15 protein-coding genes are annotated in these 18,852 nt (G+C 64.9%); 5 read left to right on the top strand and 10 right to left on the bottom strand.

The genetic code is table 11. The features are described from left to right. The 10 genes from C7H84_RS21705 to C7H84_RS21660 all read right to left on the bottom strand — a co-directional run. Positions 1 to 872 (bottom strand): GDP-mannose 4,6-dehydratase (locus tag C7H84_RS21705; RefSeq protein ID WP_162999337.1); only part of this gene is annotated, 872 nt, incomplete at its 3' end. 44 nt (positions 873 to 916) lie between these two features. Further along, positions 917 to 1,843 carry a D-glycero-beta-D-manno-heptose-7-phosphate kinase gene (rfaE1, locus tag C7H84_RS21700; protein WP_346428390.1) on the bottom strand — a complete coding sequence of 309 codons (927 nt, stop codon included), beginning with the start codon at positions 1,841 to 1,843 and terminating at the stop codon, positions 917 to 919. 34 nt (positions 1,844 to 1,877) lie between these two features. Next, positions 1,878 to 2,876 carry a glycosyltransferase family 9 protein gene (locus C7H84_RS21695; protein WP_121860701.1) on the bottom strand — a complete coding sequence of 333 codons (999 nt, stop codon included), beginning with the start codon at positions 2,874 to 2,876 and terminating at the stop codon, positions 1,878 to 1,880. Then, positions 2,869 to 4,386: a glycosyltransferase family 1 protein gene (locus tag C7H84_RS21690; protein WP_162999336.1), complete on the bottom strand. Its 1,518-nt coding sequence runs from the start codon at positions 4,384 to 4,386 to the stop codon at positions 2,869 to 2,871. Before C7H84_RS21690 ends, C7H84_RS21695 begins: the two co-directional genes overlap by 8 nt. Beyond that, on the bottom strand, positions 4,383 to 5,585 hold the full coding sequence (locus tag C7H84_RS21685) for a glycosyltransferase (protein ID WP_121860699.1): 1,203 nt from the start codon (positions 5,583 to 5,585) through the stop codon (positions 4,383 to 4,385). Before C7H84_RS21685 ends, C7H84_RS21690 begins: the two co-directional genes overlap by 4 nt. Next, a complete protein-coding gene (locus tag C7H84_RS21680; protein WP_121860698.1) occupies positions 5,572 to 5,958 on the bottom strand; it encodes a hypothetical protein in 387 nt (128 codons plus the stop codon). The genes C7H84_RS21685 and C7H84_RS21680 overlap by 14 nt, the downstream gene beginning before the upstream one ends. A 22-nt stretch (positions 5,959 to 5,980) precedes the next feature. Then, positions 5,981 to 6,946 (bottom strand): FkbM family methyltransferase, encoded by a 966-nt coding sequence (locus tag C7H84_RS21675; RefSeq protein WP_121860697.1) that lies wholly within the window; start codon positions 6,944 to 6,946, stop codon positions 5,981 to 5,983. Continuing rightward, entirely contained in the window at positions 6,943 to 8,163 is a 1,221-nt protein-coding gene (locus C7H84_RS21670) for an ABC transporter ATP-binding protein (protein ID WP_121860696.1), read from the bottom strand. Before C7H84_RS21670 ends, C7H84_RS21675 begins: the two co-directional genes overlap by 4 nt. Continuing rightward, entirely contained in the window at positions 8,163 to 8,960 is a 798-nt protein-coding gene (locus C7H84_RS21665) for an ABC transporter permease (protein ID WP_121860695.1), read from the bottom strand. Before C7H84_RS21665 ends, C7H84_RS21670 begins: the two co-directional genes overlap by 1 nt. Before the next feature lie 172 nt (positions 8,961 to 9,132). Continuing rightward, positions 9,133 to 10,578 (bottom strand): mannose-1-phosphate guanylyltransferase/mannose-6-phosphate isomerase, encoded by a 1,446-nt coding sequence (locus C7H84_RS21660; RefSeq protein ID WP_121860694.1) that lies wholly within the window; start codon positions 10,576 to 10,578, stop codon positions 9,133 to 9,135. Between the two features lie 365 nt (positions 10,579 to 10,943). On the opposite strand from C7H84_RS21660, the gene C7H84_RS21655 reads away from it, so the two are divergent. The 5 genes from C7H84_RS21655 to C7H84_RS21635 all read left to right on the top strand — a co-directional run bounded on the left by C7H84_RS21655 (position 10,944) and on the right by C7H84_RS21635 (position 18,756). Continuing rightward, positions 10,944 to 12,815, top strand: a complete 1,872-nt coding sequence (locus tag C7H84_RS21655) for a nucleoside-diphosphate sugar epimerase/dehydratase (RefSeq protein WP_121860693.1) — start codon at positions 10,944 to 10,946, stop codon at positions 12,813 to 12,815. A gap of 94 nt (positions 12,816 to 12,909) precedes the next feature. Beyond that, positions 12,910 to 14,091 carry a glycosyltransferase family 1 protein gene (locus C7H84_RS21650; protein WP_121860692.1) on the top strand — a complete coding sequence of 394 codons (1,182 nt, stop codon included), beginning with the start codon at positions 12,910 to 12,912 and terminating at the stop codon, positions 14,089 to 14,091. A gap of 40 nt (positions 14,092 to 14,131) precedes the next feature. Then, positions 14,132 to 15,091: an NAD-dependent epimerase/dehydratase family protein gene (locus tag C7H84_RS21645; RefSeq protein ID WP_121860691.1), complete on the top strand. Its 960-nt coding sequence runs from the start codon at positions 14,132 to 14,134 to the stop codon at positions 15,089 to 15,091. Further along, positions 15,088 to 16,074: a glycosyltransferase family 4 protein gene (locus C7H84_RS21640; protein ID WP_121860690.1), complete on the top strand. Its 987-nt coding sequence runs from the start codon at positions 15,088 to 15,090 to the stop codon at positions 16,072 to 16,074. Before C7H84_RS21645 ends, C7H84_RS21640 begins: the two co-directional genes overlap by 4 nt. Before the next feature lie 288 nt (positions 16,075 to 16,362). Next, positions 16,363 to 18,756, top strand: a complete 2,394-nt coding sequence (locus C7H84_RS21635) for a protease pro-enzyme activation domain-containing protein (RefSeq protein ID WP_121860689.1) — start codon at positions 16,363 to 16,365, stop codon at positions 18,754 to 18,756. Positions 18,757 to 18,852 lie beyond the last annotated feature (96 nt).

Below are 18,852 nucleotides of genomic sequence, written 5' to 3'. Positions count from 1 at the left end.
ACGAGGGTCTTGCCCGTCGCGACGTCGATCCCGCGCTCGTTGTCCGCCGTCCCTTCGAAGCGCAGCGTGTAGCCGGCCGCCTTGAACGCCATCGTCACGAAATCGCGCACGGTTTCGGTGCGGTTCGTTGCCAGCACGAACGTGTCCGGTTCGTCCGCCTGCAGCATGCGCCACATCCCTTCGACGTATTCCTTCGCGAAGCCCCAGTCGCGCTTCGCGTCGAGGTTGCCGAGCTCGAGCACGTCGAGCTTGCCGAGCTTGATCTTGGCGACCGAGTCGGTGATCTTGCGCGTGACGAATTCACGGCCACGCAGCGGCGATTCGTGATTGAACAAGATTCCCGACGAACCGAAGATGCCGTACGACTCACGATAGTTGACCGTGATCCAGTGTGCGTACAGCTTCGCGACGCCATACGGGCTGCGCGGGTAGAACGGCGTGGTTTCGATCTGGGGCACGGCCTGGACCTTGCCGAACATCTCCGAGGTCGACGCCTGGTAGAAGCGGATCTTGTCGTTGACGATGCGAATGGCTTCCAGCACGTTGAGCGCGCCGATGCCGGTGATCTCGGCGGTCGTGACCGGCTGGTCGAACGACACACCGACGAAGCTCTGCGCCGCGAGGTTGTACACCTCGGCCGGTTGCGCCGTCTGAAGCAGGCGGATCGTCGACGACAGGTCGGTCAGGTCGTGCTCGACCAGATTGAGGTCCGGATGCCCGGCGATGCCGAGTTCCTCGATGCGCCAGAAATTAACGGAGCTCGTGCGGCGGTACGTGCCGAACACGCGATAGCCCTTGCCGAGCAGCAGTTCCGCGAGGTACGCGCCGTCCTGACCGGTGATGCCGGTGATGATTGCAGTTTTCTTTTGCATGTCAGATCCTCTGTAGCTTGCGATGATTGAGCGGGCGGGCAGATTTACTCGGCCGCGAGCGCGTTTTCGAGTTCGTCGAGCGTGATGGCGGCGGTTCCGAGCTTGCCGACCACGATGCCCGCCGCGACATTGGCTTCGTGCATCGCACGCAGCCAGTCGCCATGGGTTGCATATCGTACCGCCAGCGTGGCGATGACGGTATCGCCCGCGCCGGACACGTCGAACACCTCGCGGGCCTTCGCCGGTTGATGATGGGCGCCGCGTGCGTCGAACAGCGTCATGCCTTCCTCGCTGCGCGTCACGAGCAGCTTCTCGAGCGACAACTGCTCGCGCAGCGCCTCGGCCTTCGAGGTCAGTTCGGCTTCCGAACCGAACCGGCCTGCGACCGCCTTGAATTCCGAGAGATTCGGCGTGAGCAGGGTCGCGCCGCGATAACGTTCGTAGTCGTCGCCTTTCGGATCGACGAGCACCACCTTCCCCTGCGCGCGGGCGCGCTGAATCAGTGCCTGTACGCCGTCGAGCGCACCCTTATGGTAGTCCGAGAAGATCACGACGTCGGCGCTCGGCAGCGCATCGTCGAACGCGGCCGAGATCTGTGCGAGCACGGCCGGCGCCGGCGTGCGTTCGAAGTCGAGGCGCAGCAGCTGTTGCTGATGACCGACCACGCGCAGCTTTACCGTCGTGTGCAGGTCGTCGTCGACGCAGAGCCGCGCGTCGATGTCGTTCTCGCGGCACAGGCGCGCGATCGTGTCCGCGTTGGCGTCGCGTCCCGCCACCGCGAGCAGTGTGGCGGTCGCGCCGAGCCGCGCGCAGTTATGCGCGACGTTGGCGCTGCCGCCGAGCCGGTTTTCGGTACGCTGGACCGCAACGACTGGCACCGGCGCTTCCGGCGAAATTCGGTTGACGTTGCCGAACCAATACTGATCGAGCATCACGTCGCCGACGACCAGGATATGAGGCTGGGTATTCACGGTGTCCTCGATAATGGCCATGGGTGGGTTCGGGTCAGATATGGCTGGGGCCGCAGACCATATGCAGCAGACGCCCCAGTCTGGGTTTGGCCCCGGGGCACGGCGCGAGCAGGGCGGCTTCGATGTCCGGCGCAGTGATCAGCGCCGCACATTCACGTATCACGCACCCGTTGTAAGCGTCCTTTGAAAACTGGATGCACGGCGAGCAGGGGACGTCAGAATACAGCACGCGGTTCGCTGCGCCGAACGGCGAGAATCGTTGCCACGGGCTCGACGTAAATACGCCGAGCACCGGCCGGCAGACCGACACCAGGTGCAGTGTGCCGCTGTCTGCGCCGACCACGACGTCGCATTCGCCGACCCGCGCGTGGAAATCGGACAGCTTCGCGCCGCCGAGGATCACGTCCGAGTCGGCCAGGTTCAGCATCCGCGCGAGCATCTTCAGTTCGTCTGCCTCGAGCGGGCCGCCGATCAGCTTGATCGCGATGCCGTACTTCGATTGCAGCGATTGCGCGAGCCGCACCCAGGTCGTCGCCGGAATCTTGTTCGCGAAGAAGCCCGCGCTCAGCGAGATGCCGACGGTGCGCAGCGCCGCAGGCCATTGCGGCTCGGCACCGGCTGGCCACATCAGCGACGTGCGCGAGTACGCGCCGGTCAGCGATTCGGTGACGCGCTGCTGGATGCGCGTTTCATGGGTGACGTTGTCGCTGCGCGGTGCGACCGCGCGCGAACCGAGAATGCTGGCCGCTTCCTGGCAGAACCCGTCGTCGCGCAGGAACACGATGAGCGAGTAGCGCTTCAGCTGCGCAATCAGTTCGGGCATGCCTTCGCCGATCCCGTCCTTCTGCAGGTGGGCGAGCTTGGTCGGATGCAGGACCGGCCCGTCCGGCATGAAATGCTCGAGCAGAAACCGGTTGCCCGGCGCCGCATACAAGTCGTAGTTGCCGAACTTCTGCTGTAGGGCGCGCAGCGCGGGCACGCTAAGGACGAAGTCGCCGAGGTGATCGGGCTTGACGACGGCCACGTCAGTCATGATCGCGCTCCAGACGCGTCCCGAGTTTCTGGATCAGCGTCTCGTTGATCATCGATCGAACCAGCGTATTGGTGACCTGCAGCGAAATCGCTTCGGCGATCACGCGCGCCGCGTACCATGGATACATCCAGATCCGGCCGGACATGAAGCGCGACAGCATCCGCGACAGGCGCAGGCGCCGCTCCTGTTGCAGGCAGTACAGGTAGTCCAGCGAAAACGAATTGCCCGGCACGTCGCGCAGCGTGGCCGGCACGATGCGCGATCGATGGATCAGTGCGCGACGGATGCGGCGCGTGAGCGGCAACGGGCGATTCGCCGCGGGCGTGTCGACTGCGGACTCTCCGGGCGCGGCAGCATTTTCGGACAACGGGTCATTGCGCGCGCTCGATCGTGCGGCTGCGCTCTCCGTGTGTCGCACCGCTTCCGTGACGACCGACAGGTATGCTTCGCGCGAGAATTTGCGAACCCACTCCTGACGTGCGCTCAGGGTATGCGCGCCGTAGTCGGGATCGTCGTCGGCGCGCCGGGCGGCTTCGACGAGGCCCTGCGCGATCGAGTGCGGGTTGCACGGGTCGACGTAGCGTGCGAACGGGCCACCAACCTCGGGCAGTGCGCCGGTATCCGACAGCAGCAGCGGGATGCCGCGTGCGAGCGCCTCCAGCGCCGGCAGGCCGAAGCCTTCCCACAACGACGGGTACGCGAGGGCGCAGCAACGCTCGTACTCGTCACGCAGCTTGTCGTCGGGCAGGCGGCCGCAGAGCACGGCACCTTGCACGCGGGAAACCGCGGCCTTGATGACCTCGGCGCCGTGGCCGTCGCCGCCGACGATGCGCAGCGTATAGCCTTCCTTGGCGAGCCCCGACAGCGCGAAGCCCTGGACGAGTCCCGTGATGTTCTTGCGGGTTTCCAGACTGCCGACGAACAGGAATTGCCGCGACGGCTCGCGTCGCTTCGCTTCGACCGGATGATCGAAACGGTCATAGAGCGGGACGACACGCATGCGGCTGCGCGGAATGCCGTAGTTGGCCCACAGGTCGCGCGACGTGCTTTCGCTGATCGACAGGATGTCGATCGACGGATCGTACAGACGGTCGTACGCGATCGAATAGAGGCGCGACACGCTCGGGTTGTGCCACTGCGGGCGTGTGATCGGCGTCAGGTCGAGCACATACGCGATCGTGCGCACGGCGCGGCCGACGAACAGCAGGTACAGCGGGTCGAACACGAAGTTGATGCACGGTGCCTCGGGCTGCCGCTCGTCGTGGCGTCGCGCGAACGCGTCGGGGTTGGCGAGGGCCGCGCCGAGCAGCGCGCCGACGCGCGACTCGAAGCTCGCGTTCAGCGTGTAATCGTTGGCGACGAATTCCGCGAGATCGACCGGTTCGCCCAGTGCCTGCAATTGAACCGGATGACCGGACAGGATCAGGTGGCGCACCGTGTCGCGCACGATGAAGTACATCGCAGTGCGATTGATCGCGAGCGGAGTGATGTCGATGACAAGACGCATCATGCGTGGTGCTCCCATGCCCGCGGGCGGCAGACGGTACGGAAATGCTCGACCGCGGCGCTGATCTCGGTGTGCGTACGTCGCTCGCGCAGGTCGCCGAGCAGGGTCTCGACGGTCGCGAGCAGCGCGCCTTCGCGCAGTACGCCCCAGTGCGCAGAGATCGGGTTCACGCCGACCGGATCGGCAAGACCGAAGTTGGCGATTTCGGTGTCGATGAAGTAGCGATAGTCGGGCGGCAGGAATTCCGCGAACGACGTGTGACGCGGACACAGGGCCGGTTTGCCCGCCAGCAGGTTTTCGAACAGGCCGAGCCCGAGCCCTTCGCCGAACGATGCGGTGAGGAAGCCGTCGCAGATCTGCCCGAGCGCCTGCATCGTGTCGTGCGTCAGCGAGCCGGTGCACAGATAGACACGCGATGCGTCGACGTCATGGCGCCGGGCGATCTGCGCGAACAGCGTCGACACACGGTCGAACAGGCGATCGGCCGTCTCCGTGACGTCGATCGTCGATACCTTGAGGACAAGGCCCGCGCGCGGATGCGCGCGAATCACGTCGAGCCATTCGTCGGCGAGCACCGGGAAGCCCTTGCGCGGAATCAGCGTGTTGGTGCTCAGCAGCAGCAGGTCGCTCGATGTGCGTACTTCGGACAACGAGACGAGTTTCGGGGCCATGCCTTCGCGCAGCGGGATTTCGCGCAGCGTGAGGTCCGGAATCGAAACGTCGCGCGGTTGGGTCGAGCCATGCGGCATCGGACACGGCGTATAGATGACCGGGATCTCTACGCCTTCTTCCTCGAGCATCGGTTGCATGAACTGAGCCGGCACCCACACTTCGTCGATATCGTTGATCGACGCAATCCACGACTGATTGCCGAGGCGATCGGTTTCCCAGAAGAACAGGCCGATGCTCCGCGCGCCGGTGAACGGACGGAAGTTGTCGGGCGTCGAAATCGTCAGGACGACGACCTCGCTGTCGGGCAGCTTGGCGGCGCTCGCGACACAGTTGTCGGCGATCAGCGGATACGGCCATACCGCGACATGGCGCGAAGGGTGGCCGTGCAGATCGACGCCGAGCACGATGTCGAAGTGCGGCTCAAGCCATTCGAGATAGAGACGGGTCGCATACGCATAGCCGCTGTAGCTGTTCAGGTCGCCGCGGACGATCAGTACGCGCCGCTTGGCGGACGGGTTAGCGTTGGTCATGCTGCGTGATCCGCTTGAGTTCCGTGTAAATCAGGTCGACGCAGTCGGCCGTCGCTTGCGATTGGGTGCGGCCGGGGCGCGTGACGTAGTTCCACACGCGCAGGATCGCGCGCTGCACGGGCGCGAACCGCAGCAGCCGGTAGCGCGCGATGCGTGGCGGCAGCGACGTCCGCGGCGCAGCGAGGTGTCTCAGCATGCCGATGCGGGCGAGGAGCTCCGCATCGATTCGCAATGGGGACAGCGCCGGTTGGCGCGTGTCGTCGCGTGTCGGTTCGAGATGCTTTGCGAACGCCTGCGAATCGCGGATTCGCGCGTCGCGAGTCGATGTTTCGTCGCCCGATGCAGCGTCCGGGCGGTTATCGGATTGAGTCATGTCGTCGATCCCTCGTCGTCACTTAGCGCGATCCGCCGTGCAGCCGCAGCGCAATGCGCACGAGCGGCTGTGCAAGCCGTTCGGTCTGCCGCGCGTGGTCCGCCTGCAAGGTGGCGAGCTGGCGTTTCAGGTCCATCGCCTGCGCTTCGGCATGGGCGGCGTTCAGGTGCGCTTCCGACAGTTCGGCGCGCACCGCGGCCAGCTCGTCGTTCAACGCGGCCAGCGCGCGCTCACGCTCTGCCAGGGTGTCGTGCAACGCGCGATGCGCGTCCGGCGACACTTCGGGATCCAGCACGAAGCAGTGGCCGCGCCGCAGCTTTGCGCGGTCGAACACATTCGGCGCGAGCGCGATGCGCGGCTTCAGGTCGCGGTGCTCGGCCGCGACATAGAACCGGTTCAGGCCGTCGAAGTACGCGTATTCGTAACCGGCGTCGGTCACGATCGATTCCCACTCCGCGCTGTTGTCGACCGGTGAATTCGGCTCGGTCGACTCGATCACGAGAATCCATGGGCGGAAGCGCTTGAAGTCTGCGCCGAGCAGCACGTTGCGCTCGAAGCCCTCGACGTCGATCTTCAGGAAATGGATGTCGGCCGGCGCGTACGCTTCGCAGACGTCCGCGAGCGTGCGGACCTCGACCTCGCGTTCGCCGTACAGGCGACCGGATTCACGATAGCGATTCGCGATCTCGGGCGCGTTGGTCGACAGGCCGCGCGCATCGATCTCATAGAGCGTCAGGCGGCCGGGTTTTTCGCCGAGCGCACACGCAAGATTGATGTCGCGCGGCCGATCCTGCACGAGCGCATTGAAATGTTCGGTGACCGGCTCGACGTTGACACCGTGCCAGCCCCGTTCGTAGAACGCCTTCGTGACGGAATCCTCGATCGGTTCGTTGGCACCCACGTCGATGTAGAAACCCTGTTCGACATCGGAAAGCGCGCGCCAGAGAACGATGTCTTCGAAGTTCTGCGCAAAGGAGAGAAAGGTCATTGCCGCTCGATCCGGATGGTGGGTTCGATGAAGCTGAAACCCAGGAAGAAGGGGCGGGTCAGGTTCGCGACCGTGAAGACCAGTGCGTAGTCGCGCCACTCATAGTTGTTGGTCAGGTGATCCGACCCGCTGGTGAGTGCCGTTGCAACCGAATACGAGCCGGGGCCGACGTTCATGTCGAACGCGAACGTGAACTTCAGGCATTCGCCGGCCTTCACGTCCTCGGCGATCTGTTTCGTGTGGTACGTGTTGGTGCCGTAGATGTCCTGGCCGAGGCGGTTCTTGATCATGTAGCCGAGGACGAGCTTCGGAATCGCCGCGTTCGCGCGCACCGTGATCTCGAGCTGCGCGCTCGAGCCCACGTCGACCATTTCGACCTCGTTGCCCGCGCCGTCGTAGAGCGCGATGTGCTCGACCGTCGCTTCACCGGTGCCGGAGATCGTGCGTGTATTGCCGTCCGCCGTCACTTCCTGCCGAATCGTCTGGCTCTGGCGCTGCGCGAGCGACGCGTTGTAGAAGTCGATCACCTCCTCGGGCGGCCCGATCTTGGAGACGGTGCCTTTCTCGAGCAGGATGGCCTTGTCGCAGATCGACTGGATCGACGTCTTGTCGTGCGACACGAGCAGCAGGGTAGTGCCTTGTTCGCGGAACTTGCGGATCCGGTCGAAGCTCTTGTGCTGGAAATACGCGTCGCCGACCGACAGCGCCTCGTCGACGATCAGGATGTCGGGGCGGCGCGCCGTCGCGATACTGAACGCGAGACGCATCTGCATCCCGCTCGAATAGACGCGCACCGGCTGATCGATGTATTCGCCGATCTCGGCGAATTCCTCGATTTCGGGCATCAGTCTGTCGACGTCGTGATTGGTCAGGCCGAGCAGCTGGCCGGCCATGTAGACGTTCTGCCGGCCGGTGAAGTCCGGATGAAAGCCCATGCCGAGTTCGAGCAGCGCGGCGACCGATCCGTTGATCGCGATCTGGCCTTTAGTCGCACGTGTCGTGCCCGTGATGATCTTGAGCAGCGTGCTCTTGCCCGCGCCGTTGACGCCCATCAGGCCCACGGCTTCGCCCGGTTCGATATCGAACGAAATATCGTGCAGAACCCACCGCAGTTCGTGGCGGTTCGAGCCCGGCACGATCCACTCGACGAGTCGTCCCCAGCGGGACCGATAGATTTTGTATGCCTTGCCGACGCCGGCTACCTTGATCGCCGTCATTACAGTTCGTCCACCATTTCAGCCGAGTGCCTGCGGAAAATATATGCGCCGGCCGCGCAGAGCAGGACGGCGAGGGCCAGAACGGGCCACAGCGAGTACCAGTTCGGCATGCGGTGCCACACGCAGATGTCCTGATAGGCGGTGATCACGCGTGCCATCGGGTTGAACATGATGTAGTGGCGCACGCGCTCCGGCAGGACGGTGACCGGATAGACGATCGGCGTGAACCAGAACCAGAACTGCATGACCACGCCGAAGAGCTGGCCGACATCGCGGAAAAAGACATTCAGCACGCCGAGCACGATCCCGAGGCCCATCGAGAAGGCGACCTGGAGCAGCAGCACCGGAATCAGCGCGAAGTACGACCAGCCCGGGAAATTGTTCGAAACCAGCAGGAAGATCGTGAAGAGCGCGAACACGATGCCGAAGTTCAGCAGTGCGTTCAATGCGACGATGATCGGCAGGCAGATGCGCGGAAAGTTGAGCTTCTTGATCAGGTTCGCCTGCTCGAGGAACACGTTCTGCGCACGCGTCAGCGTGTCGGCGAAGAGGCCCCACGTGAGCGAGCCCGCGCACAGGTAGACGCTGTAGGCGAGGTTGCTGTCGACACCGGGTAGTCGTGCGCGCATCAGCTGCGAGAAGATCACCGTATAGACGAAGATCATCGCGAGCGGATTGATCACCATCCACGCTCCGCCGAGCAGCGAATTCCGATAGCGCGATTGAAACTCGCGCTTCACGCTGCTGACGATGAATCCGCGATATCGCCACGCGGATTTGACAATTCCTACTGCCATGCAGAATTCCTATGAACAGGTCGTGCGCGCGACGCGGGGCGGCGGCTTCCGCGCGTGGGTTGCCGTCGGGACGCGCGGCGCGGGAGCGGGAACTCCGCAGCACCGCGACATCCATGCCGCACGCCCCCGGATCGACACGGGGGCGCGGGCGCTTCGCTCCGCCGCGTCGGTTCTACGAGGTGCGGCCGTAGACGTCTTCGAAGCGGACGATGTCGTCTTCGCCGAGATATTCGCCGCACTGCACTTCGATCAGCACGAGATCGAGCACGCCGGGGTTGATCAGCCGATGCTTGTGCCCGGCCGGAATGTAGGTCGATTCGTTCGGTTGAAGCGAAATGATCTGCTCGCCGTTGACGACATCGGCGCAGCCGCTGACGACGACCCAGTGCTCGCTGCGATGGTGATGCATCTGCAGCGACAGCGAGGCGCCCGGCTTGACGACGATCCGCTTCATCTTGAAGCGTTCGCCTTCCTCCAGCACCGTGTAGGTTCCCCACGGACGGTGCACGGTGCGGTGCAGGCGATACGCGCTGTGGTTCGACTGCTTGAGGCCCGCGACGATGTGTTTCACGTCCTGGGCGCGTTGCGCCGAGGCGACGAGCAGCGCGTCCGGCGTATCGACGACGATCAGGTCGTGCACCCCGACGAGGCCGACCATCCGGTCGTCGCTCTGGACGAAGCAGTTGTCGGCGTCGTGAAGTTGCGCATGGCCGCTGATGCGGTTGCCGCGCTCGTCGGGGGCGGTGAGGTTGCTGATCGACAGCCAGGAGCCGATGTCGCTCCAGCCGATATCGCACGGCACGACGTAGACGTTCGCCGAGCGCTCCATAACCGCATAGTCGATCGAGATGCTTTCGGTTTCCCGGAAGGCGGCCGGCGTGAGTTCGAGTGCGTAGTCGCCGTCGCTCGACGTGCTGCGCGCTGCGGTGTCGACCGCATGGACGACCGGTGCGGCAACGCCGGGCGCGTGGCGCTCGAGTTCCGCGAGAATCGTCTGGGCGGTAAAGCAGAACATGCCGGCGTTCCACAGGTGGCGCCCGTCGGCCACGAGCGCCTCGGCGACCGACAACTCCGGTTTCTCGACGAAACGCGTGACCTTGTGTGACGCCGGGCCGCGCGACGGCGCCGCATCGTATTCGATATAGCCGTAGCCGGTTTCGGGGCTGGTCGGGTGGATGCCGAACGTGACGACCTGGCCGTCGACGGCAGCTGCCGCGGCTTGCTGCACTGCAGCATCGAAGGCTGCCTGGTCGGCGACCAGGTGGTCGGCCGGCAGCACCAGCATGACGGCGTCCGGGCCGTGCTCGCGGCGGATCAATTCGGCAGCCGCGCCGATGGCGGCGGCCGTGTTCCGTGCCTCGGGTTCGAGCACGAAGCTGAGCCGGTTGCCTGCCTCGCGCACGTTCGTGCACTCGTCCTTGGTCAGGAAGTAGGTTTCGCGGTTCGTGACGACGACGACTTCGCGTGCAGCGGTGGCCTGCTGGGCCCGAAGATAGGTCTTCTGGAGCAGGCTTTGCCCGTCAGCAAGGCGCAACAGCGGCTTCGGAAACGCTTCACGCGACACGGGCCACAGCCGGGTGCCCGCGCCTCCGCAGATGATGACGGGTATGATATTCATTGACTCGATCTGGTTACGATCCGTTTACGGCATGGTGCGGGACCATCGGAAGGCTGGGATTCTAGCGGATTTCACCCGCCCAAACCATCGCACCATACATCTCGTTACGGAAGTTGCACTGCACGAAAACAACAACAAATCCAGACGGGGTATCGTCGCGCAGGCACGTTCGCCGTAACATGCAGGTATCCCGAATTTGCCTGTTTGTTCCGTCTATCGGCATAATTCCTACCGGTTCACGGCGATCGTGCGCTGGAGCCCCCCAGCCGATCCGCACACACTATACGACATGGCCACGCGGCCAAGCCGTCCGCGCGACGGCCGCCGCACAGTAGTTAACGTTCTGTTTCACTAGGATCTCACGCATGCTTCGATTCAAACCGTCGTGGCGGTCACTGAGCGTATTCGGATTCGACTTGCTCGCCGTCGCCGCTGCATGGATATCGGCTTACGTGATTCGCTTCAACGGGACCGTTCCGGCGGAGTTCTGGCACGGTTGCCTCATTGCGCTCGCGGGCGTCGTCCCGACCTACGCGATACTGTTCCGGATCTGCGGCCTGTACCGCGGCATGTGGGTGTTCGCGAGCCTGCCCGATCTCATCCGCATTGCGAAGGCGGTCGGCAGCGGCGCGCTGATCGTGATGATCGGCTCCGTGATGCTGCAGCCGAGCCCGATCATTCCGCGTTCGGTGCTGCTCGTCTCTCCGCTGCTCCTGTTCCTGTCGACCGGCGGCGCGCGTGCGCTGTACCGGACGGTCAAGGAATTCTACCGATACGGCGGCCTGGTCGCGCAGGGCAAGCCGGTTGTCGTGCTCGGCGCGGGCACGGCCGGCGCGAATCTCGCGCGCGAATTGTCGCGTTCGGCCGATTGGCGCCTGATCGGACTCCTGGACGACGACCCGGCGAAGCGCGGCCGCGAAATCTATGGCTACAAGGTGCTCGGTGCGATCGACGAGTTGCCGCGTTTCGCCGACATGCTGCGCGTCGAGACCGCGATCATCGCGATCCCGTCCGCGCCGGTCGAGGTGCAACGCCGCGTCGCGACGTTGTGCGTGCGCGCCGGTGTGCGCGCGATGGTGCTGCCGGCGCTCGCCGACGTCGCGCAGGGGCAGGCTTCCCTGTCGCGCGTGCGCCAGATCGATCTCGAGGATTTGCTGGGGCGCGAGCCCGTGTCGATCGATACCGCGCACGTCGATGCGCTGCTGCGCGGGCGTGTCGTGATGGTGACGGGCGCGGGCGGTTCGATCGGTTCCGAACTGTGTCGTCAGATCCTGCGGTTCGAGCCGGCCCAACTGGTGGCGTTCGACCTGTCGGAGTACGCGATCTATCGATTGACGGAAGACCTGCACGAACGTTTCCCGGGTGTCGACGTCGTGCCGATCGTCGGCGACGCGAAGGACTCGCTGCTGCTGGATGAAGTGTTCCGTCGCCATGCGCCGCACATCGTTTTTCACGCGGCGGCCTACAAGCACGTACCGTTGATGGAAGAGCTCAACGCGTGGCAGGCGGTCCGCAACAACGTACTGGGCACGTATCGCGTCGCCCGCGCGGCGGCGCGTCATGCCACGCGTCACTTCGTGCTGATCTCGACCGACAAGGCCGTCAACCCGACGAACGTGATGGGCGCGAGCAAGCGTCTGGCGGAAATGGCATGCCAGGCGTTGCAGCAATCGAGCTCGACGCAGTTCGAGACGGTTCGCTTCGGCAACGTGCTCGGCAGCGCCGGCAGCGTCATTCCGAAATTCCAGCAGCAGATCGCAAAGGGCGGCCCCGTGACGGTCACCCATCCGGAAGTCACGCGCTTCTTCATGACGATCCCGGAGGCGTCGCAACTGGTGCTGCAGGCTTCCAGCATGGGCCTGGGCGGCGAGATTTTCGTGCTCGACATGGGGCAGCCGGTCAGGATCGTCGATCTGGCCCGCGACCTGATCCGTCTCTACGGCTTTGACGAGACTCAGATCCGCATCTCGTTCTCGGGCCTCCGGCCGGGTGAAAAACTGTACGAGGAGTTGCTCGCGGACGACGAGACCGCGACCCGTACGCCGCATCCGAAGCTGCGCATCGCACGTGCGCGGGAGGTGCCGGACAATCTGCTCGACGACCTTCTGCCGTGGCTGATGCAGAATCGCGTGTTGCCCGACGACGAAGTGCGCCGGGACCTGCGCCGGTGGGTGCCCGAATACCAGCCGACTGTCTTGCCGCAACTGCAACCGGTGGTTTCCGCACGATCGGCCTGAGCGCTCGCCGTCTACCTTTCATATTCCTGACGCGACACCGTGCCCGTCTTCCCACGGGTCATGGCGTCGTCAAGTTCGTTTGGCCTTCGCCCGCATGAAACTGCTTTTCGATCTCAATTCGCTGCGTCCGCCCCGAAGCGGTATCGGCTACTACACACAACATCTGCTCGAAGGGCTCCTGCGGCGCAGCGACGTCGAAGACGTCGCCGGTTGGGTCGGGCGTAACGTGTTTCAGGGCGAGCGCCTCGACGCGATGATGCTCGACCAGTCGTCGCTGCAGAAGGCCGTCCAGTTCCGCAATGGCATGACCGCGAGCCTGCTGCAGAAATCGCGGTCGATTCCGGGGCTGTATCGTTTGCGCACGGTCGTGCGGAGTTCCGCATCGCGCACGCTGCGCAGCGACTTCGCGCGGCGCGGCTATCTGTATCACGAGACCAACTTCGTCGCGTCGCGCTATCGCGGCCCGAACGTCGTGACCGTGCATGACCTGTCGCACCGGCGTCATCCCGAGTTTCATCCGCAGGTCGCCGTGAACTACCTCGATCACGGGCTGCCGCGTTCGCTGCGCCAGGCCGGCGCGATCATCGTCGACAGCTTGTACACGAAGCAGGAACTGCTCGACATCTATGATGTGCCCGAGGAGCGGGTGGTGCCGATCCATCTCGGTGTCGAACCGGTTTTCCGGCCCTATAGCGAAGAAGAGTGCCGTCCCGTGCTGGATGCGCTCGGGATCCAGTCGCGGCGTTTCGTGCTGTCGGTCTGCACGCTGCAGCCGCGCAAGAACCTTCAGCGGCTGGTCGAAGGCTTCGCCCGGCTCCCGGAGGAGTTGCGACGGATGTATCCACTGGTGCTTGTCGGCGCGGACGGCTGGAAGAATTCGCAGCTGCTGTCGTGTATCGAGCCGCTGGCCCGCGCGGGCCAGATCATCTCGCCGGGCTACCTGTCACGCTCGAGCCTGCTGCATCTGTTCGCGTCCGCCGCGGTCTTCGCGTATCCATCGCTTTACGAAGGATTCGGTCTGCCGGTTGCGGAGGCGATGGCGAGCGGCGCGCCCGTCCTGACGTCGAACGTGACGTCGATCCCGGAAGTGACGAACGGCGCCGCGCTGGAAGTCGATCCGTATTCGGTCGACGCGATCGAAGCCGGTCTCGAGCGCCTGCTGACCGACGCCGCGTTGCGCGACCGGCTGGTGGAGAAGGGCTTGCAGCGTGCCGCCGAGCTGACGTGGGACGCGACCGTCGACAAGACCTGCGAGGTCTATCATTCACTGGTCTGACGCGCGCGGAGACGCATGCCGTCGAGAGGGGGAAAAGACAATGCGGATTGGCGTGAGCGGAGCGACCGGTTTCGTGGGGCGTGCACTGGTGCAGACGTTGTGTGATGCCGGGTACGACGTCGTCGCGCTCGTTCGCCGCCACGCGGGCGACCTCGATGCACGGGCAACCGAGTGCGTCATGGCGGACGACGATTTCGCGAGCGTCGCGGCCGGGCAGCCGGCCTTGCCCCCGTGCAGCGCGTTCGTGCACCTTGCCGCACGCGTGCACGTGATGCACGACGACGCAACCGATCCGCTGGCGTCCTACCGGGCCGCGAACGTCCAGGGCGCGCTAAATGCGCTCGACGCCGCGTGCCGTGCCGGCGTGCGCCGGTTCGTGTTCGTGAGCAGCGTCAAGGCGCTCGGCGAGCACGAGAACGGCCGTCCGCTGCGTGAAGACGATGTTCCAAGCCCGGGCGACCCTTACGGCATCTCGAAGCACGAGGCCGAAGTCGCGCTGCGCGAGGCCTGCGCGGCGCGCGGAATCGAGCTGGCGGTCGTGCGCCCTCCGCTCGTGTACGGCCCCGGCGTTCGCGCGAATTTTCTTGGGCTGATGCGCGCGGTCGCGCGTGGCGTTCCGTTGCCGCTCGGCGCCGCGCATGCGCAACGCAGCATGGTGTATCTCGGAAACCTGGTCGACGCGTTGCGGTTTCTCGCGACACGCGAGAACGCCACGGACGGCGTGTTCCATGTGACCGACGGCCGCGACCAGTCCGTTGCCGATCTCGTTGCGGGAATTGCCGCCGCGCTTGGCCGGTCGCCGCGCCTCGTGCCGGTGCCGGTCGCGTGGCTGCGCGTGGCGGGCGCGTTGACCGGACGCCGCGCGGCGATCGACCGGCTGACGAGCCCGCTGCGGATCGACTGCGCGCAGCTGCGCGCGCTCGGCTGGGTGCCGCCGTTTAGCGTCGAACAGGGACTGGCAAGGACGGTGGCCGCCCTGGCGAAGGGTGACGGAGCATGATCTCGTCGTTGCCCATCCTGATCGTGGCAGCAGTCGCGGCATGCGCGAGCTTCGCGGTACTTGCATGGCTGCTGAAGTCGGGCCTCGCGTGGCGACTCGCCGTCGACGTACCGAACCAGCGCTCTCTTCACGAACGTCCGGTGCCGCGTGTCGGCGGCTGGGGCGTGATGTGTTCGGCGTTGCCGCTGATTGCGCTCGGCGGACCAGGCTTCGGCTGGGCGGCGCTCGCCGCGTCCGTGCTGGCCGTCGTGTCGCTGATCGATGACCGGCGCGGCCTGTCGGCCCGGGTGCGGTTCAGCGTGCATCTGCTCGTTGCAGCGGGCGCTGTCGCGGTTTCGTCGACCGGGATGCCGATCTGGGCAACGGTGCTGGTCGTCGTCGCGCTCGTCTGGATCGTGAATCTCTACAACTTCATGGACGGTGCGAACGGTCTCGCCGCAGGCATGACGGTGCTGGGCTTCGGCACCTATGCGATCGCCGCCGTGCGCGCCGCACCCGAACTCGCGATGGCGAGCGGCGTGATCGCGGGCGCGGGGCTGGGCTTTCTCGTGCTCAATTTCGGAGCGGCGAAGGTATTCCTCGGCGACGTCGGATCGATTCCGCTCGGCTTCCTCGCCGGCGCATTCGGGCTGTGGGGCTGGCAGCATGGCGTGTGGCCGGTGTGGTTCGTCGCGATGGCGTTCGGACCGTTCATCGCGGATGCATCGGTGACGCTGTTGCGTCGCTTGTTGCGCGGGGAGAAGGTCTGGCACGCGCATCGCGAACATTTCTATCAACGACTGGTGCGAGTGCTCGGTTCACACGTGCCGGTGGCGCTGCTGTACTACGCGTTGATGCTGGGCGGTTCGGCGGCCGGACTCGCGGCGCGACAACTGCGTTCCGCCCCGGCGCAATGGGCGATCGTGGTGGTGTGGTACGCCGTGCTCGCCGTCGTCGGCGCATGGATCGAATGGCGCTGGCGCAAGTCTGGATTGACACGTTGAGATCGCGTTATAGCGCGCCGTGCCCGATATATTGATTATCGTATGAAGGACGGCGCCTGCAGGGTGCCGGACCGCACACCCGCGCTGGTATTCGCGCGGCGCCGCCGCCTCACGGGACGATCGAATTGTCCCGGCTTCATCTACCCGCATCCATCCGCATCCACGGGCCGGGGTCGTTTGACTACCACCCGATTCCTTCCTATGTTTTCCTCAAGGTAGCCGTGCGATTGCCGTAAAAGAAAAAGGTGAAAAGCCATATACGAGAGATCTACGGTCCATACCAAACCGATGAAAACGCAGCATATTGCAAGGGGAATGAGCGCGGCACTCATGGTGCTCGCGCTCGCAGGGTGCGGCGGGGACGACAGTCCGACAGCCGCCGCTACTGGTGCCACTGCCACTGCCACTGCCACGGCGCAGGTCGGCAAGCTATCCGCGCTGCGAGCCGCGGGCAACGTGGTGAGCGCGGCGCCGATGAGCGCGACCGCGCCCGTGCATGTTGTGCTCGTGCTCAAGCCGAATGACGAAGCCGGGCTCAATCGCTTCGTGCAGGACGCGCGAACGCCCGGCAGTGCCAGCTTCGGCGCCGTGCTGACCTCGGCGCAGATCGCCGCGCGATACGCGCCGACCGCCGATCAGGTCGCGACCGTGACGACCTATCTGCAAAACAAGGGTTTCACGAAGATCCAGGTCGCGGACAACAACATGATCGTCGAAGCCGACGCGCCGGCCGGCGTGATTTCCGGCGTGTTCCAGACGACGCTGGTGCCGGTCGCGATGGCGGACGGCAGCCGCGCGCATATCAACACCGCTCCCGAGACGATGCCCAATGCACTCGGCGGCGTCGTTCGATCGGTCCTGGGGCTGGATACCGCTACCCGCCTGCATCCGCACTTCGTCCGCGCGTCCGTTTCCGCAGCGGCGCCACGTGCGAACGCGTCGCCGACAACCGCGGCAGTGACGGTCGCCCATAGTCCCATGGACTTCCCGGGCATTTACTCGATGGGGAACACGCCGACCGCTGCCAACATCACGATCGGCATCATTGCGGTAGGCAATCTCACGCAGCCCCTCATCGATCTGACCACCTTCGAAAACAACAACCAGTTGCCCGCGGTCCCTGTTTCGGTGATCAACGCCGGATTGCCGAGCGCCGACACGAGCGCGAACCTCGAATGGTCGCTCGATAGCCAGACCATCGTCGGGATGTCCGGCGGCCTCAAGCAGCTGAATTTCTATGTCGGGTCATCCTTCGCGTGGAGCGATATGGCGCTCGCGATCAATCGGGCGGTGAGCGACAACACCGCCCGCGTCGTGAACATGTCGATCGGCGGTTGCGAAAACTGGGCACCGACGGCCGCCATGGACACACTCTTCCAGATGGCGGTTGCGCAGGGACAGACTTTCGCGGTCAGTTCCGGGGATTCCGGCAGCGTGGCATACGGTTGCTCCGGCACGTCGGTGCAGTACCCGGCGACTTCCCCCTATGTCGTCGCCGTCGGCGGCACAACGCTCTATACGAACGGGAACGGCACCTACGCAGGTGAGACGGCCTGGGATGCGAGCGGCGGCGGTATCAGCGGCATCGAGCCGATTCCATCGTGGCAGTCGAATGTTCCGGCGCTCAGGGGTCGCGCTTTCCGCGGCATGCCGGACATTGCGTTCAACGCCGATCCGAACAGCGGCGAAGCAGTCGTCGCGGGCGGACAAATCGAGATAGTGGGCGGGACGAGCCTGTCCGCGCCGCTGTTTGCCGCGACCTGGGCGCGCATAATGTCCGGTGCATGCACAACGAGTCCCGGCTTCGCAGCGCCCATGCTGTACAGCGCTCAAGCCAGGATCCCGTCGATCTTTCGCGACGTCACCAACGGGTCGAACGGCGCATACAGCGCGGGTTCGGGTTGGGACTTCGTGACCGGCTGGGGCTCGCCGGTCATCAGTACGCTGCGTTCGTTGATATGCACGCCGACGTCACCGATCTATGGCGGCACCGTCAACGAAGGGACGACGCTCGGGCCAACACAAACGGTGTACTCGGCGTCCCAGAGCCATCGCCTGGTCATGCAGGGCGACGGCAATCTCGTGCTGTACAACGCGACCAATGGGGCCGCGGTATGGAGCTCGGGCACCAACGGGAATATGGGGGCATCCGCCGTCTTCCAGACTGACGGCAATTTCGTCGTCTACAGCACGAACGGCAAGGCATTGTGGTCCTCGTCGACCAATGGCACATCGTATGGCCAGAACCTTGTCATACAGGACGACGGCAACATGGTGATCTACCGGACGGCGGTGCCCGTATTTGCAACGGGTACTTCCGCGAGCGGCCTGGCGAATTCGTCGAGCGGCCCGGCGGTCTGGAAGGGCGGCGTCACACTGGGCAGCGGCCAGAGTTTGACTTCAGGCAACGGCGCGAACGTGATCGTCATGCAGGGTGACGGGAACCTGGTGCTGCTTCGCCAGGGCGTTCCGCAGTGGAGTTCCCGTACTGCGAATCATCCGGGCGCCTATGCGACGATGCAGGGCGACGGCAATCTGGTCGTCTACAGTTCGGCGGGGACCCCGCTCTGGTATTCCGGCACCAATGGAAATCCGGGCGCAGCCACTTACGTGCAGGACGACGGCAACATCGTGATCTATTCGCAAATACCGGGCTGGAGCACGAACACCTCGGGAAGGTAGCAGTCCGTTCGTCGAGCCGCCGCGGCGCCGTCTTGATCCTGTCGGCAACGGCGGCTCGCTCATCATCGCGAGAAAGTACCCGTCGTTCGCCGGCCG

It is taken from the genome of Burkholderia sp. Nafp2/4-1b (assembly GCF_003635165.1).
GTDB lineage: Bacteria > Pseudomonadota > Gammaproteobacteria > Burkholderiales > Burkholderiaceae > Burkholderia.
This window is presented reverse-complemented; position numbering and strand designations above follow the sequence as displayed.